Origin of the sequence: Nostoc sp. C057 (genome assembly GCF_013393925.1) — a bacterium.
Taxonomy (GTDB): Bacteria; Cyanobacteriota; Cyanobacteriia; order Cyanobacteriales; family Nostocaceae; genus Nostoc; species Nostoc muscorum_A.
In genome coordinates this window covers 2,549,067-2,565,788 of record NZ_CP040281.1, presented here as the reverse complement: position 1 = coordinate 2,565,788, position 16,722 = coordinate 2,549,067, and the positions used below count along the sequence as shown (strand labels likewise).

At 45.4% G+C, this 16,722-nt stretch carries 7 protein-coding genes and 1 pseudogene; 6 read left to right on the top strand and 2 right to left on the bottom strand.

Annotation, left to right across the window (positions count from 1 at the left end):
* Positions 1–611: 611 nt before the first annotated feature.
* The 3 genes from rpoB to FD724_RS11210 all read left to right on the top strand — a co-directional run bounded on the left by rpoB (position 612) and on the right by FD724_RS11210 (position 10,092).
* Complete coding sequence (rpoB, locus tag FD724_RS11220; protein WP_094350031.1) at positions 612–3,911, top strand: DNA-directed RNA polymerase subunit beta; 3,300 nt, start codon at positions 612–614, stop codon at positions 3,909–3,911.
* A gap of 137 nt (positions 3,912–4,048) precedes the next feature.
* Positions 4,049–5,926: a DNA-directed RNA polymerase subunit gamma gene (locus FD724_RS11215; protein ID WP_179072683.1), complete on the top strand. Its 1,878-nt coding sequence runs from the start codon at positions 4,049–4,051 to the stop codon at positions 5,924–5,926.
* A gap of 116 nt (positions 5,927–6,042) precedes the next feature.
* Entirely contained in the window at positions 6,043–10,092 is a 4,050-nt protein-coding gene (locus tag FD724_RS11210) for a DNA-directed RNA polymerase subunit beta'' (RefSeq protein ID WP_179072682.1), read from the top strand.
* Between the two features lie 146 nt (positions 10,093–10,238).
* Here FD724_RS11210 and FD724_RS11205 read toward each other — a convergent pair whose 3' ends face one another.
* Positions 10,239–10,706, bottom strand: a complete 468-nt coding sequence (locus tag FD724_RS11205; RefSeq protein WP_256874525.1) for a Uma2 family endonuclease — start codon at positions 10,704–10,706, stop codon at positions 10,239–10,241.
* A 249-nt stretch (positions 10,707–10,955) separates the two neighbouring features.
* On the opposite strand from FD724_RS11205, the pseudogene FD724_RS11200 reads away from it, so the two are divergent.
* Together FD724_RS11200 and FD724_RS11195 are read left to right on the top strand one after the other, a co-directional pair.
* A pseudogene (locus tag FD724_RS11200) lies at positions 10,956–11,671 on the top strand (IS1 family transposase).
* A gap of 634 nt (positions 11,672–12,305) precedes the next feature.
* Positions 12,306–12,875, top strand: a complete 570-nt coding sequence (locus FD724_RS11195) for a reverse transcriptase N-terminal domain-containing protein (protein ID WP_218651516.1) — start codon at positions 12,306–12,308, stop codon at positions 12,873–12,875.
* A 17-nt stretch (positions 12,876–12,892) separates the two neighbouring features.
* Here FD724_RS11195 and FD724_RS11190 read toward each other — a convergent pair whose 3' ends face one another.
* Positions 12,893–14,938, bottom strand: coding sequence for a recombinase family protein (locus FD724_RS11190; protein ID WP_179072681.1), 2,046 nt, complete (start codon positions 14,936–14,938; stop codon positions 12,893–12,895).
* A 374-nt stretch (positions 14,939–15,312) separates the two neighbouring features.
* On the opposite strand from FD724_RS11190, the gene FD724_RS11185 reads away from it, so the two are divergent.
* A complete protein-coding gene (locus tag FD724_RS11185) occupies positions 15,313–16,647 on the top strand; it encodes a reverse transcriptase domain-containing protein (RefSeq protein ID WP_179072680.1) in 1,335 nt (444 codons plus the stop codon).
* Positions 16,648–16,722 lie beyond the last annotated feature (75 nt).

Sequence of the window (16,722 nt, the reverse complement as noted above, 5' to 3'; positions counted from 1 at the left end):
CCTAATTTTCAAATGATGTTATCGGCTTGGCCATCCTCCAAATCTCTACAAGCGGATGCTCTCCACACATGACTAACCGTGCCAAACCAGGTTGAGCTAGACTTTTTTGCACAACATCGGCTTCTGTGTATTTAACCTATACAAAATCCTTAAACGAAATTGCCTTGTGAGTACAATCCAGCAAAACGAAGTAATTCTGATTCAAAACCGACAAGGTGCGGATCGTTCCCTCAGTCTTAGGATATCTAAGATATCACTGAGAATATAAATAGCCGGGTGGATTTAAAACACACCGTCTAGAGCTGCGTCAGCAAATTAACGCGCTTTTTGGAGGGGAAATGAAGAACGTAGATAAAACTCAGGAATATCTAAACTGTATATTCTTCTTAAATCAAGACTATAGTGAGTTTTTGGTGTCTAAGTACCCGATTAGGGGCAATTCTCCCCTTGTCCAAATTGCTCATTCCAGCTTTAATCGCTGCGTTTGCCCACACCTGTAAATAGCAAGTGTGTCAAAAGTTCCCAAACAACTAAGGACACTGACTAGCAGTGGGAAGCGTAAAACAGCAGTGTCCAAGGGAAAATTTTACCAGGTTGACAAAGGAAGAGGCATGACTAAAGAAACATACATGGAACCCGCCTTTCTGTTGCCCGACTTGATTGAAATCCAGCGATCGAGCTTTCGCTGGTTTTTGGAAGAAGGGCTGATAGAAGAACTTAACTCCTTTAGTCCTATTACAGATTATACGGGCAAATTAGAATTGCACTTTTTGGGTCATAACTACAAACTCAAGGAGCCAAAGTATAGCGTCGAAGAAGCCAAGCGGCGGGATAGTACTTATGCCGTCCAAATGTATGTTCCCACACGGTTGATTAATAAGGAAACCGGGGAAATCAAAGAGCAAGAGGTATTCATTGGTGACTTGCCTTTGATGACTGATCGCGGCACGTTTATTATTAACGGAGCTGAACGGGTAATTGTCAACCAAATCGTTCGATCGCCAGGAGTTTATTACAAATCAGAAATCGACAAAAACGGGCGACGTACTTATTCAGCTAGCTTAATTCCTAACCGGGGAGCATGGCTGAAATTTGAAACAGACCGTAACGATTTGGTGTGGGTGCGTATCGACAAAACCCGCAAACTCTCAGCGCAGGTACTACTAAAAGCTTTAGGGTTATCAGACAACGAAATCTTTGACGCTTTACGCCACCCCGAATATTTCCAAAAAACCATCGAAAAAGAAGGGCAATTTTCTGAAGAAGAAGCCCTGATGGAGTTATATCGGAAACTGCGTCCTGGTGAACCACCCACGGTCTTAGGTGGACAACAACTCTTAGATTCTCGTTTCTTTGACCCGAAACGTTATGACCTTGGTCGCGTTGGACGGTACAAACTCAACAAGAAATTGCGTCTTTCAGTCCCAGACACCATGCGGGTGTTGACTGCTGGCGATATTTTGGCAGCCGTAGATTACCTAATTAACCTAGAGTATGACATCGGTAACATCGATGACATTGACCACTTAGGCAACCGTCGAGTTAGAAGCGTCGGTGAATTGCTGCAAAACCAAGTAAGAGTAGGCTTAAACCGCTTAGAGAGAATCATTCGGGAACGGATGACCGTATCCGATGCCGAAGTGCTAACCCCTGCTTCCTTGGTGAACCCCAAACCATTGGTAGCAGCAATTAAAGAATTCTTTGGTTCCAGCCAGTTAAGTCAGTTCATGGATCAAACCAATCCTCTGGCAGAACTGACCCACAAACGCCGTCTGAGCGCCCTTGGCCCTGGTGGTTTAACCCGCGAACGCGCCGGTTTTGCCGTGCGGGATATTCACCCTAGTCACTATGGGCGTATTTGCCCCATTGAGACACCAGAAGGCCCCAACGCCGGATTGATTGGCTCCTTAGCAACCCATGCGCGGGTTAACCTGTACGGCTTCCTCGAAACGCCATTTAGACCTGTGGAAAATGGACGAGTCAGATTTGACTTGCCTCCAGCCTACATGACAGCCGATGAAGAAGACGATCTACGGGTTGCTCCTGGGGATATTCCTGTAGATGAAACTGGGCACATTATTGGCCCACTAGTGCCAGTCCGTTATCGTCAAGAATTTTCCACCACAACACCAGAACAGGTGGACTACGTAGCAGTATCTCCCGTACAGATTGTGTCGGTAGCAACCAGCATGATTCCCTTCTTGGAGCATGATGACGCTAACCGAGCGCTGATGGGGTCGAACATGCAACGGCAAGCAGTACCTCTGCTCAAGCCAGAGCGTCCTCTAGTGGGTACTGGTTTGGAAGCGCAAGGAGCAAGAGACTCCGGGATGGTGGTTGTCTCGCGTACCGATGGCGATGTTACTTATGTGGATGCTACAGAAATTCGCGTCCGTCCTAAACCTAACACCTCCGAAATTAGATACACCCTTTCCAAGTACCAACGCTCAAACCAAGACACCTGTTTAAATCAGAAACCTCTCGTCCGCATTGGTGAACGGGTTGTTGCTGGTCAGGTATTGGCTGACGGCTCCTCCACCGAAGGCGGTGAATTGGCGCTAGGACAAAATATCGTCGTTGCCTACATGCCTTGGGAAGGCTACAACTACGAGGACGCAATTTTAATCTCTGAAAGACTGGTGCAGGATGATGTTTACACGTCAATTCACATTGAAAAATATGAAATTGAAGCTAGACAAACCAAACTGGGACCAGAAGAAATTACCAGGGAAATTCCCAACGTCGGGGAAGATGCCTTGCGCCAATTGGATGAACAGGGAATCATTCGTATAGGGGCATGGGTAGAAGCTGGAGATATCTTGGTGGGTAAGGTAACACCCAAAGGTGAATCTGACCAACCACCAGAAGAAAAACTATTGCGGGCGATTTTCGGTGAAAAAGCGCGGGATGTGCGCGACAATTCCCTGCGAGTCCCTAACGGTGAAAAAGGTCGCGTAGTTGATGTGCGCTTGTTTACTCGTGAACAAGGCGATGAACTGCCACCAGGAGCCAATATGGTAGTCCGGGTGTACGTTGCCCAAAAACGCAAAATCCAAGTTGGCGACAAAATGGCAGGACGGCACGGTAATAAAGGGATTATTTCTCGGATATTACCAGCAGAAGATATGCCTTATTTGCCCGATGGTTCACCAGTGGACATTGTACTTAACCCCTTGGGTGTACCCAGCCGGATGAACGTCGGACAAGTATTTGAATGCCTCTTGGGTTGGGCTGGTCAGACCTTGGGAGTCCGATTTAAGATTACTCCCTTTGATGAAATGTACGGTGAAGAGACATCTCGCCGAATCGTGCATGGCAAATTGCAAGAAGCACGAGACGAAACAGGGAAAGACTGGGTATATAACCCAGATAACCCAGGCAAAATCATGGTGTATGACGGTCGTACAGGCGAACCCTTTGACCGAGCAATTACCATCGGTGTGGCTTATATGCTGAAACTGGTGCATTTGGTGGATGATAAGATCCACGCCCGTTCCACAGGCCCATACTCACTCGTGACTCAGCAACCCTTGGGTGGTAAAGCACAACAAGGTGGTCAGCGGTTTGGAGAAATGGAAGTGTGGGCATTGGAAGCCTTTGGTGCAGCTTACACCTTACAGGAATTGCTCACAGTTAAATCTGACGATATGCAAGGACGAAATGAAGCGTTAAATGCGATCGTTAAAGGTAAGGCAATTCCTAGACCTGGAACCCCAGAATCCTTTAAGGTGCTAATGCGCGAGTTGCAATCATTAGGGTTGGATATTGCTGTACACAAGGTAGAAACCCAAGCAGACGGCAGTTCCCTAGATGTAGAAGTCGATTTGATGGCAGACCAATCAGCCCGTCGCACACCTCCTCGACCAACTTATGAATCTCTTTCCCGCGAATCGCTGGAAGATGACGAATAAAGAGTGCTGAGTGCTGAGTGCTGAGTGCTGAGTATTAAAAAACTCAGTAATTGGCATTTAGCACTTGGATATCTCTTAATTCAAACCTTAAAACTAAATATACTCAAAACTCATAACTCGAAACTCAGCACTTAAGTATGAGACCTGCCCAAACTAATCAGTTTGACTACGTAAAAATCGGCTTGGCTTCCCCCGAACGCATTCGGCAGTGGGGCGAAAGAACATTGCCTAATGGTCAAGTAGTCGGTGAAGTTACCAAGCCAGAAACGATTAATTACCGAACTCTCAAGCCAGAAATGGATGGCTTATTTTGTGAGCGCATCTTTGGCCCAGCGAAAGATTGGGAATGCCATTGTGGTAAGTATAAAAGAGTTCGTCATAGAGGTATTGTCTGTGAGCGCTGTGGGGTAGAAGTCACCGAGTCACGGGTGCGTCGCCACCGCATGGGCTATATTAAACTCGCCGCACCAGTAGCTCACGTTTGGTATCTCAAAGGCATTCCTAGCTATATTTCCATCCTATTGGATATGCCATTGCGGGATGTCGAGCAGATTGTCTATTTCAACTCTTATGTTGTCCTGAGTGCAGGTAATGCCGAAACTTTAAGTTACAAGCAACTGCTGAGTGAAGACCAGTGGTTGGAAATAGAAGACCAAATTTATAGCGAAGATTCTGTGCTGCAAGGCGTAGAGGTAGGTATTGGGGCTGAAGCGCTGTTGCGTTTGCTTGCCGATATCAATTTGGAACAAGAAGCCGAAAGCCTACGCGAAGAAATTGGCAACGCTAAGGGACAAAAGAGAGCCAAGCTAATTAAGCGACTGCGGGTGATTGACAACTTCATCGCTACTGGTTCAAAACCAGAGTGGATGGTAATGGCAGTTATTCCCGTGATTCCTCCCGACTTGCGCCCAATGGTGCAGCTAGATGGCGGACGCTTTGCCACCAGCGATTTGAATGATTTGTATCGGCGGGTAATTAACCGCAACAATCGTTTGGCACGCTTGCAGGAAATTTTGGCACCAGAAATTATTGTGCGGAACGAAAAGCGGATGCTGCAAGAAGCAGTGGATGCTTTGATTGACAATGGTCGTCGGGGACGCACTGTGGTAGGGGCAAATAACCGACCCCTGAAATCTTTGTCCGACATTATTGAGGGTAAGCAAGGACGTTTCCGACAAAACTTGTTAGGTAAACGGGTTGACTACTCTGGACGTTCGGTAATTGTGGTCGGGCCAAAGCTGAAAATTCACCAGTGCGGTTTGCCTAGAGAAATGGCAATTGAGCTATTTCAACCATTTGTAATTAACCGCCTGATTCGTAGCGGGATGGTAAATAACATCAAAGCTGCGAAAAAGCTGATATCCCGCAATGATCCCAGTGTTTGGGATGTGCTGGAAGAGGTGATTGAAGGACACCCTGTAATGCTAAACCGGGCACCAACGTTGCACCGTTTGGGTATTCAGTCTTTTGAACCGATTTTGGTAGAAGGTAGAGCAATTCAACTGCATCCTCTGGTGTGTCCAGCCTTTAACGCCGACTTTGACGGCGACCAAATGGCGGTACACGTCCCGTTGTCGTTAGAAAGTCAGGCTGAAGCGCGGTTGTTGATGTTGGCTTCTAACAATATTTTGTCACCAGCCACAGGTAAACCCATCATCACGCCTAGCCAAGACATGGTATTGGGAGCCTATTATTTAACGGCAGAAAATCCCGGTGCGACAAAAGGGGCAGGAAATTACTTTTCTTCGCTGGAAGATGTAATTATGGCTTTCCAGCAAGATCAAATTGACTTGCACGCCTATATTTACGTAAGGTTTGACGGCGAAATAGAATCAGACCAGCCGGATACAGAACCCGTGAAAGTGACGGAAAACGAGGATGGTACCCGCACATTACTCTATAAGTTCCGTCGAGTCAGACAAGACGCTAAGGGCAATGTACTTTCACAGTATATATACACAACTCCTGGCCGCGTTATTTACAACAATGCCATTCAGGAAGCACTAGCAAGTTAATTCGTAATTTCTAATTCGTAATTCGTAATTAAAGAATTAATTACGAATTACGTAGCTTCTCGCGTTGGGCGAGTATTACGAATTATTAATTATTGATGACTCAGGACTAATGATTAATGACTAACGAAAAAATGATTTTTCGCAATCGCGTGGTTGACAAAGGTCAACTGAGAAATTTAATTTCTTGGGCCTTTACAAATTATGGTACAGCGCGAACCGCAGTGATGGCGGACAAATTGAAAGATTTGGGATTTCGCTATGCTACCAAAGCAGGGGTTTCCATCAGTGTAGATGACTTGATGATACCACCAACTAAGCGATTACTCTTAGAAGCAGCCGAGGAAGAAATTCGCGCTACTGAAACCCGTTATCAACGGGGAGAAATCACTGAAGTAGAACGCTTCCAAAAGGTAATCGATACTTGGAATGGTACCAGTGAAGCCTTGAAAGATGAAGTAGTCGTTCACTTCAAGAAGACTAATCCCCTTAACTCCGTATACATGATGGCATTCTCCGGGGCACGGGGTAACATCTCACAAGTCCGGCAGTTGGTGGGTATGCGGGGACTGATGGCAGATCCTCAAGGGGAAATTATCGATTTACCGATCAAAACCAACTTCCGTGAAGGGCTAACTGTAACGGAATACATTATTTCGTCTTACGGTGCCAGAAAAGGATTGGTAGATACTGCCTTACGGACGGCTGACTCTGGTTATCTCACCCGCCGATTGGTGGATGTTTCCCAGGATGTAATTATTCGGGAATTTGACTGCGGCACCACTAGAGGTCTAGCGATTCGACCAATGACAGAAGGTGCTAAAACCTTGATTCCTCTGGGAACCCGCTTGATGGGACGGGTAATTGGCGAAGATGTGGTGCATCCGGTCACAAAAGAATTGATTGCAGCCCGCAATTCGCCAATTCCTGAAGACTTGGCGAAGAAAATTGAAAAATCTGGGGTGGGAGAAGTTGTGGTGCGATCGCCACTAACTTGTGAAGCCGCACGTTCTGTCTGTCAACACTGCTACGGCTGGAGTTTGGCACACGCCAAGATGGTGGATTTGGGCGAAGCTGTAGGGATTATTGCTGCCCAAAGTATCGGTGAACCTGGTACTCAGTTAACCATGCGGACATTCCACACTGGTGGGGTGTTTACTGGAGAAGTGGCACAACAAGTTCGTTCCAAAATTGATGGGACTGTCAAACTTCCCCGCAAACTGAAAACCAGAACATATCGTACCCGCCACGGGGAAGATGCCCTCTATGTTGAGGCTAATGGCATCATGCTTTTGGAGCCAACAAAAGTAGGTGATGTTACTCCAGAGAACCAAGAGGTTCATCTTACCCAAGGTTCAACACTATATGTATTTGATGGAAATAAGGTAAAACAAGGTCAGTTGTTGGCAGAGGTTGCCCTTGGTGGACGGACAACTCGGACTAATACAGAAAAAGCAGTTAAAGATGTCGCCTCTGACTTAGCAGGGGAAGTGCAATTTGCCGAAGTTGTTCCAGAACAAAAAACTGACCGTCAAGGCAATACCACAACCACAGCCGCACGCGGTGGTTTGATTTGGATTTTGTCTGGGGAAGTTTATAACTTGCCACCAGGGGCCGAATTGGTGGTGAAAAATGGTGATGCGATCGCTGCTAATGGAGTTTTAGCAGAAACCAAATTAGCCAGTTTACACGGCGGTGTGGTGCGCTTGCCAGAAGCTACCCCAGGTAAGAGTACCAGGGAAATTGAGATTATCACTGCTTCTGTGGTTTTAGACCAGGCAACCGTGACAGTCCAAAGTTCTCAAGGTCGTAATAACTACTTAGTATCTACTGGCAACAACCAGGTATTTAACCTCCGAGCTACACCAGGCACAAAAGTGCAAAATGGTCAAGTAGTCGCTGAGTTAATTGATGACCGCTATCGCACAACCACTGGTGGATTCCTAAAATTCGCAGGTGTAGAAGTCCAGAAAAAAGGTAAAGCTAAGCTAGGTTATGAAGTCGTGCAGGGCGGTACCTTGTTGTGGATTCCTGAAGAAAGCCACGAAGTTAATAAAGATATCTCCTTGCTGTTGGTGGAAGACGGTCAGTTTGTCGAAGCTGGCACCGAAGTCGTGAAAGATATCTTCTGCCAAAACAGTGGTGTGGTAGAAGTGACCCAGAAAAACGACATCCTGCGGGAAGTCGTAGTGAAGCCAGGCGAACTGCTGATGGTGGACGATCCAGAATCAGTCATCGGGCGAGATAACACCTTCATCCAACCAGGTGAGGAATTCCAAGGCAATGTCGCCACGGAATTGCGTTATATCCAGTATGTGGAGACACCAGAAGGCCCTGCCCTATTGAGTCGTCCAGTAGTCGAGTTTGCCGTACCAGATAATCCAGATGTGCCATCCACTACATCGGTAAGTCAACAAACCGGGCGATCGATTCAATTAAGAGCGGTACAGAGACTACCTTACAAAGATTCAGAACGTGTCAAATCTGTTGAAGGTGTAGAACTACTGCGAACCCAGCTAGTACTGGAAATTGAGCAAGAAGGCGAACAAGACCATAATGCTTCACCCCTGGCAGCAGATATTGAATTAGTAGAGGATACTGAAGATCCAGAAGTTCAACGTTTACAACTGGTAATTTTGGAATCCTTGGTAATTCGTCGAGATATTACCGCCGATGCCACCCAAGGTAGCACCCAGACCACACTTGAGGTATACGATGGGTTAACCATCGCCCCAGGTTCTGTAGTCGCACGTACCCAAATCTTGTGTAAAGAAGGTGGGGAAGTACGAGGTGTCCGCAAAGGAACCGAAAACGTGCGTCGCTGCTTAGTGTTGCGTGACGCTGACAGACTTACCATTAATACTAGTACTCAGCCAAAGGTGAAAGTGGGTGACTTGCTAGTAGAAGGTACAGAAGTTGCTCCTGGAGTTTTTGCTCCAGAATCAGGACAGGTAGTAGATATTAAAAATGCTGCTGCTGCATCTGGTGGGGAATCAGCTCTGAGTACTAAAAACTACGTTATTACTACCCGTATCGGTCGCCCTTATCGAGTCAGCCCTGGTGCTGTGTTGCAGATAGAAGACGGCGATTTGGTACAACGGGGTGATAACTTGGTGTTGCTGGTGTTTGAACGCGCCAAAACCGGAGATATCATTCAAGGTTTGCCTCGGATTGAGGAACTACTTGAAGCTCGTAAACCGAAAGAAGCCTGTATTTTATGTCGGCGGGGCGGAGAAGTTAAGGTAGTTTACGCTGAAAGTGGTGATGAAGCGATCGCTATTAAGGTCGTAGAATCAAATGGCGTGGTGACAGATTATCCTCTGGGCCCTGGACAAAACTTGATTGTGCCAGATGGATCAATAGTATTAGCGGGACAACCGTTAACTGATGGCCCATCTAATCCCCACGAAATTTTGGAAATCTTCTTTAGCCTTGGTTCCGAAGACGGAATCTATGCTTGTGCTAGCCTTGCCTTGCAGAAGGTACAGACATTCTTAGTGAATGAAGTGCAAATGGTGTATCAATCTCAAGGGATTGATATTTCCGATAAGCACATTGAAGTAATTGTTCGCCAGATGACCAACAAGGTCAGGATTGATGATGGTGGTGACACTACCATGCTTCCCGGCGAATTGGTGGAACTGCGCCAAGTTGAGCAGGTGAACGAAGCTATGGCAATTACAGGCGGTGCGAGGGCCCAGTATACCCCAGTATTGTTAGGTATCACCAAAGCATCGTTGAACACCGACAGCTTTATTTCCGCCGCATCATTCCAAGAGACAACACGGGTACTTACCGAAGCAGCTATCGAAGGCAAATCTGACTGGCTGCGCGGATTAAAGGAAAACGTGATTATCGGGCGATTGATTCCGGCTGGTACTGGGTACAATACCTATGAAGAGCCAGGAGCGATCGAAGATTATGCTGCTGAAATTAGCAGTAGTGTCTTGGATGAAGTTGATGATCCTCTGGATATGGTCTTAGATGACCGCACAGCTCGTACCTATAATTTAGATTCTCCGACTCTTGGGGAATCTGGTTTTGGTAGCAGACGTGCAGAAAGGTCAGTTCTAGATGATGAAGATGAATTAATCGCCGATGAAGTCGTAGACGACGACGATTTCGAGGAAGAAGAGGAAGACGACGAGGATGATTTCGACGACGAATAGAGACTTGAAATTTCGCGTCTCTATTAAAATGTAAAAAGTGAAAAGGCAAAAGAAATCTTCTTTTGCCTTTTTATTTTGCTTTATAAAAACACATTTTTAAATCCTCAAGGTTCTGGTTTCTGGCTTTTAAACTAGTAGTCTGTCAATTACAGCGATTCAAAAGTAACATCCTCATAAAAATCTGCAACAGCACACCGAAAATCCACACTTGCCAGATGAATTATATCTTCTTGTCCATAAGGATAAAGTACCCATTGACTCTCTGGGTTACGGCGAAAACACTCAACATTTAATCGAGTTTGACTTATAAGTACATATTCCTGAAGTGATTCCATCTGTCGGTAGTCAGCAAATTTATCACCTCGGTCAAAGGCTTCTGTTGTCGGAGATAACACTTCTACAATTAAGCGAGGGTAACGCAGAAAGTTGTTAAAAGCTCTATCTCGTTGGTCACAACTTACTATAACATCGGAATAGTAATAGACATTAATCGACTCAATATGTGCTTTAGTGTCTGAGATATAAGCCTGACAACCACTCCCGCGCAAATGATTTCTTAGCATTGAAGCAATATTAAGAGAAATAATGACATGAGCATTACTTGCTCCTGCCATTGCATAAACCTGTCCCTGTCTATATTCATGCTTTATAGGACTAGTTTATGTGCGATTCGTTCAGTCGAAACCTGAAAGGGGGGATGACTGGCAATGGTTGAGTAACGCATATAGGGTAGAGTTCGCACTTGAATCCTCGACCAGTGACAACTCACTATCCATGTAGGTGAGAGAATCTAGCCGAGCAATGGCTAAGACAGCTAGAAAATGGGCGTTGCATAATAGAGGGATGAATTGAGGTTATCTACTGTGCAATGTCCATACTGTGGGTCTACGGAAATCCGGAAGAATGGAAAGCGAAGAGGTAAGCAAAATCACATCTGTACTAACTGCGACGTGCGTTCCGCCCCGCTTCGCTAACGCCAATTTATAGATGTGTACAATCCGCCGAAGGGATATTCAGAGGAGGTGAAACAAGAATGTTTAAAAATGTACCTGAACGGCATGGGTTTTCGCGGGATTGAGCGAGTTAAAGGTGTGCATCATACTACCATCATTTATTGGGTCAAAAAATTAGGAGAAAAACTTCCAGACGTGCCAAAAGAAGATATCATTCCAGAAGTTGGAGAACTGGATGAATTAGAGACATTCATCGGTTCAAAAAAAACAAAATTTGGCTTTGGACAGCAGTAAATCACTTTACTCAGGGTATTTTAGCCTGGGTTTTAGGAGATCATAGTGCTGAAACCTTTGAGCCATTGTGGGAAATTGTTAAACATTGGAAGAGCTATTTTTATATCACAGATGGCTGGAAAGTTTACCCAAGTTTTATCCCCAATGGAGACCAAATTGTGAGTAAAACATATATGACTAGAGTTGAAGGCGAAAATACCCGCTTGCGTCACTATTTAGCCCGACTACACCGCAAAACATTGTGCTATTCAAAGTCAGTAGATATGCTGAAATATTCAATTCGATTATTACTTCATTATTTAAAGTATTGGGAAATACCCGTATTGAATTAAATCATCCCGCATTTATGCAACGCCCTAGAAAATGAAGGGAAAGATTTAAGTAATTCCACTTGAATTATAACCAAAATTTAAAATACACCAAGTCCTACTATCCCGGTGCGGGACTAAAAGCACACAAACTACCAGACATGTGGTATCCCCTACATCCGAGACTGACTATCAAATATGTAAAGCGGGGGTGAAAGCAGGAATAGGTGGTAATAGCTGAAAGCATCTACTGCAAGCAAGAGTTTACGGGTAGAGCAGACAAAGTGTCGTTGAACCATCGTCAGACCCTGCCAAGGGATATAAGCTAGTAGACATTAGTCTACCTCTTGGATCAGAAATATCTGATAAGGGTAAGGACTATCAGGATTATAAAACCGAGATAGCGCACCACCTAGAACCCCGGTGGAAAGACACGCCCTAAAAACTCAATCAATGGATAGTGGGAACGAAGTAACCCCCTCGTATGCTCCTGTGAAAGTACAGGTAGGAGTCAATCCATAAGCAACGATGGGATGGGATGGTTTAAGAAGCTAATGCCCAACCTGAATCAACGGGTAATGCCTAAAAAGGGATGGCGTAACTGCCGGGATAAGCCGACGTAAGCCGCAGTGTGGGAAAGCTAGAGGTAACAGTAGTAATGTATAAGCCTAATTCGGATTCAGAAATGAATACCGAGGGATGGAAAACAATCAATTGGCGACAAACTGAAAGATATGTTTTCAAGTTGCAAAAACGCATCTACGCTGCTTCCCGCCGTGGTGATGTCAAGCGATGCCGCAAACTCCAAAAGACGCTGATGAGGTCTTGGTCTAACAGGGTGCTAGCGGTACGTAGGGTAACAGTTGAAAACCAGGGTAAAAAGACGGCAGGAGTGGACGGTGTGAAGTCACTGCCCCCAAAAGCACGTCTTGAACTGGCAGGGCAATTAAAGCTAACTGGCAAATCCAAACCTACTCGTAGAGTATGGATTCCAAAACCAGGAAGAGAGGAAAAACGCCCATTAGGAATACCCGTAATGTACGACCGCGCACTACAAGCTGTAGTAAAAGCTGCACTTGAGCCAGAATGGGAGGCGATATTCGAGCCAAACTCCTATGGTTTTAGACCCGGAAGGTCATGTCACGATGCGATAAAACAGATTAAACTCTGTATTCAAAACAAGGCAAAATTCGTGCTAGACGCGGATATATCTAAATGTTTTGATTAGGCATCTTGATACTCCTATCAAAAACGTAAGTTGCAGATTTCTCCAACCTTGAGCTTTCGGAGTTGCTTCAATGTCTCAGGTAAGTCTGGGAAAAGATAAAGCCCTGTTGCCTCGTCTCTGCTAATAGCGATCGCGCCCTTATGAATGCGATCATAAATCCAGTATGGTGGAACTGACAAAGCTGTAGCAACTTGGGGAATTGTCAGATAACCAGAAATGCGGCGAGGATGAGACTGGCTACGATTGTGAAAAATGTGATGTTTGAGCCGCAAAGTTTTGACCGTACTAGGCAACAGAGTTTTGCACAGTGGTGAGCGATAACCAAGTTTAGTCAGGGTCAGAGCAATAGTTTGGTCGTCAATACCTTGTTGGCTCATAGCGATGATGCGATTTTCTAATTCAGTCGCTCCCGTCATTTCAGCAAATGAACCAACTGGAATAGTCAGATCAACAGTAGTAGAGTCGCCACCTTTCCAAATAATCCGAGTCCGAACTAGATCACGGACAACACGATGAATAACGACCTTATCAATAAGACAGCGTAGCAGAGATTTTTTTTGGACTTGTGTCAAGCTACCACTGTGCCAAAGTTCAGGGAGTTTTTGCCCAATGGCAATGAAAGCCGCTTTGAGTTCTTTTGGGATCTGGTCTACCGTTTGAGGCTGCTGATGTTTAGCATAGTAATCTTTAGCCAGCTTTAATTCGCGTAAAGCGTTTTCCCAACGCTGTTCTAGCTCGGCGGCTACCAATCGGTTATCTGGGTCAACTCGATTAAACTGTCTTTCGGCTAGTGCTACTTGATACTGTAAACGCTGTATTTGTTGAGAATGCGCCCGTTCCACTGTCTCTTGTGACTGTTGTTGGGTTTTGATAGCTTTGTGATAAGCATCAAGCTCCACTGACGACAGTGCTTCAAAAAATGCATTGACTACGTACTCATCAATTGCCGAAGCCGGAATATACTGACAAACTGGCACACGATACTGCTGCCGTAAGGAGTTACAAATATAGCGGATTGCGTTTTTATACTGGACAACCATCTTGTGGCCACATTCGCCGCAGTAAACTATCCCATGCAATAATGCTGCACCAGGGCGAGGAATACCACGGGTTTTATTACGGTCATACTCAGCATAGTTGTCCATAAGCTGTGCCTGATTATGCTCGTAGGTTTGCCAACTGATGTAAGCTGGATATATGTCATTGACTCGGATTTTCCATTCTGCCATTGGCAACTGCTTTTGTTGTGGTTGATTTGAAACCAAACCACGTTTAAGAGTACGTGTACGTCCATAGACAAACGCACCAGCGTAGGCAGGGTTTTTCAGGATTGAGATGATACTTGCCATGCTCGGCTTACGCCAGACAATATCGCCGAATCGGTTCCTTCGCGGCAGCAGCAACCCTTCACCGTTGAACGTCTCCAAGACTTTGGACGCTGACTTGCGTTGTCCAAAAATCTCAAACACTAAGTTAATTCGGTCAATCACTTCACGATTTGGGTGCTTGTTTACCACTCCCAGTTCATTCCGAACTAAACCCACGGGTAAGGTCAGTGCCAGTTCACCACGCCCAGCTTTGCTCAGAATCCCGGCATTTAAACGGGAACGAATCGTATGCAACTCTACTTCTGAGATTTGTCCTTTGAGTCCCAACAATAATCGACCATTGGCACTACTTGGATCATAAACCCCATCTCTGTCAGCAATCAAACAACTTCTGTAACCGCACAAGTCCAGTAGGGGATACCAGTCTGAGCAATTACGTGACAGGCGAGTAACATCATAAGAGAGGATAATTCCAACTAATCCCAGGGTTACTTGGGCTAACAATTCTTTAAAGCCTGGTCTTTGCTCTGCACTTGCGGCGGTAATTCCTAAATCACTGTCAATTACTTCAATGTTATTATCCGACCAGCCCAGTTCTATAGCTCGTTGGCGCAGAGCGTATTGCAGACGCAGGCTCTCCTGGTTGCTGATTAATTGATGCGGGGTAGACTGACGAATGTAGATTATCGCTTTGCGGTTCAGGTGTTGGAGTGTTACTAGTTCTGAGGTACTCATAAATTACCTCCTGGAATACCGTTTGCAGTTCGCCTGTGATTACTTCTTGGAGGGAAGGGGTGAGGCGTTCCCAGATTTCACGGGGTGGGATTGACATAAAACCTCACATTGTTTAACTAACGTGACCAACTCGGTCACACTCTCTAATGTGAGCTTAGTACATAAATACTGTTTTGGGAGAGCTAATTGGGTTGCAGATATTGGAATGCGTAAGTGCATATGACCTTGATAGGCTACTACCACATGACCTTCACCACTTGGCGGGGTTGATATAGATATCACTGCAAACCTTCGCCCAAATAGTGGGTGCATCACATCAGTTACTTCGATCTCAGTTAAGTCTGCTGATGGGTTATTGAGATGGGTATTAAGTAATGGTTTCGTTTGACCGCATCAACCATGAAGTACTGCTCCAAAAGTTGAACATCAAGGGTAAAGTCAGGCAACAAATTAAAGCCTGGTTAAAATCCGGGGTAATAGACAAAGGAGCATTTACTGCCACATCTGAGGGAACACCACAGGGCGGGGTCATTTCTCCGTTATTGGCAAATATTTCCCTCCACGGATTAGAAAATCGGATAAAGCAAAGCTTCCCCCGAAGAAAGATAGGAAAAAGGAAAAGTGGCTCTCAAATAAATTCCACTGTACCTGATTTCATCCGCTATGCCGATGACTTCGTGATTCTTCATGAAGATAAAGCCGTCGTCCACAGATGTCGAGAGATTGTCTCGGAATGGTTAGCAGCCATAGGACTTGAGTTAAAACCTGAAAAAACCCGGTTAACTCACACATTCAAATCAGAATTAAGTGAGGACGGAAAAGCTGGATTCGACTTTCTAGGTCATCATATTCAGCAATACCTTGCCGGAAAATACCGGAGTAATACAGACTCCTACTGTAGAATACTAGGTTTTAACACCCTCATCACCCCATCCGCGAAGTCGAGTAAGGCACATATTGAGGAAATCGGAAGAATCATTAGAAAACATAGGTCAACGCCCCAAGCGGCTCTCATAAAAGACCTTAATCCTGTAATAAGGGGATGGACTTCTTTCTACACAAACTCCGATGCCAAAACCGTCAGAGAACTATCGAAACAAGATTACCTCACATACCTGAAACTTCGACGGTGGGCAAAACGCCGATGTGGAAATATAAATGATGGACACATCAAATACTGGATTTCCATAGGCGGTGATAACTGGGTATTTGCAACAAGGGTTGGGGAAGCGAACCCCCTTCGGTTACTAAAACATAGTGAGATTAGTTGCAGTAGCACTGACTATGTAAAAGTCAAAGGCGAAAAAAGCCCTTACGATGGCGACCTGGTTTACTGGAGTTCAAGACTAGGGACACACCCCCAAATGCCCAATCGTAAGGCTAAGTTGCTAAAGCTTCAAAAGGGTAAATGTCCCTGGTGCGGATTAAGCTTCCAAGAATGGGATGTAATTGAAATAGACCATCAAATCCCCAAAGCACTAGGCGGTAAGGATGAATGGAAAAACCTGCACCTATTACATCGGCATTGTCATGACGAAAAGACCGCAATTGACCTTAAAGAAATTCGGAATAAAGACCACTCCAAATTCCAAGAATTGCTCTCTAAATTTTGGGGGAAATTCGACTGGGAATGGCTAAACGATATTCCAAACTTCCTTGGTCATGCTGTTAGGAAGTCCGACATGACAAATGGACAACACACTGAGTAGCCGTGTGCGGTGAAAGTCGCACGCACGGTTTCGGATGGGAGGGGTGATGCAGTAATGCACACCTCGACCCTACCT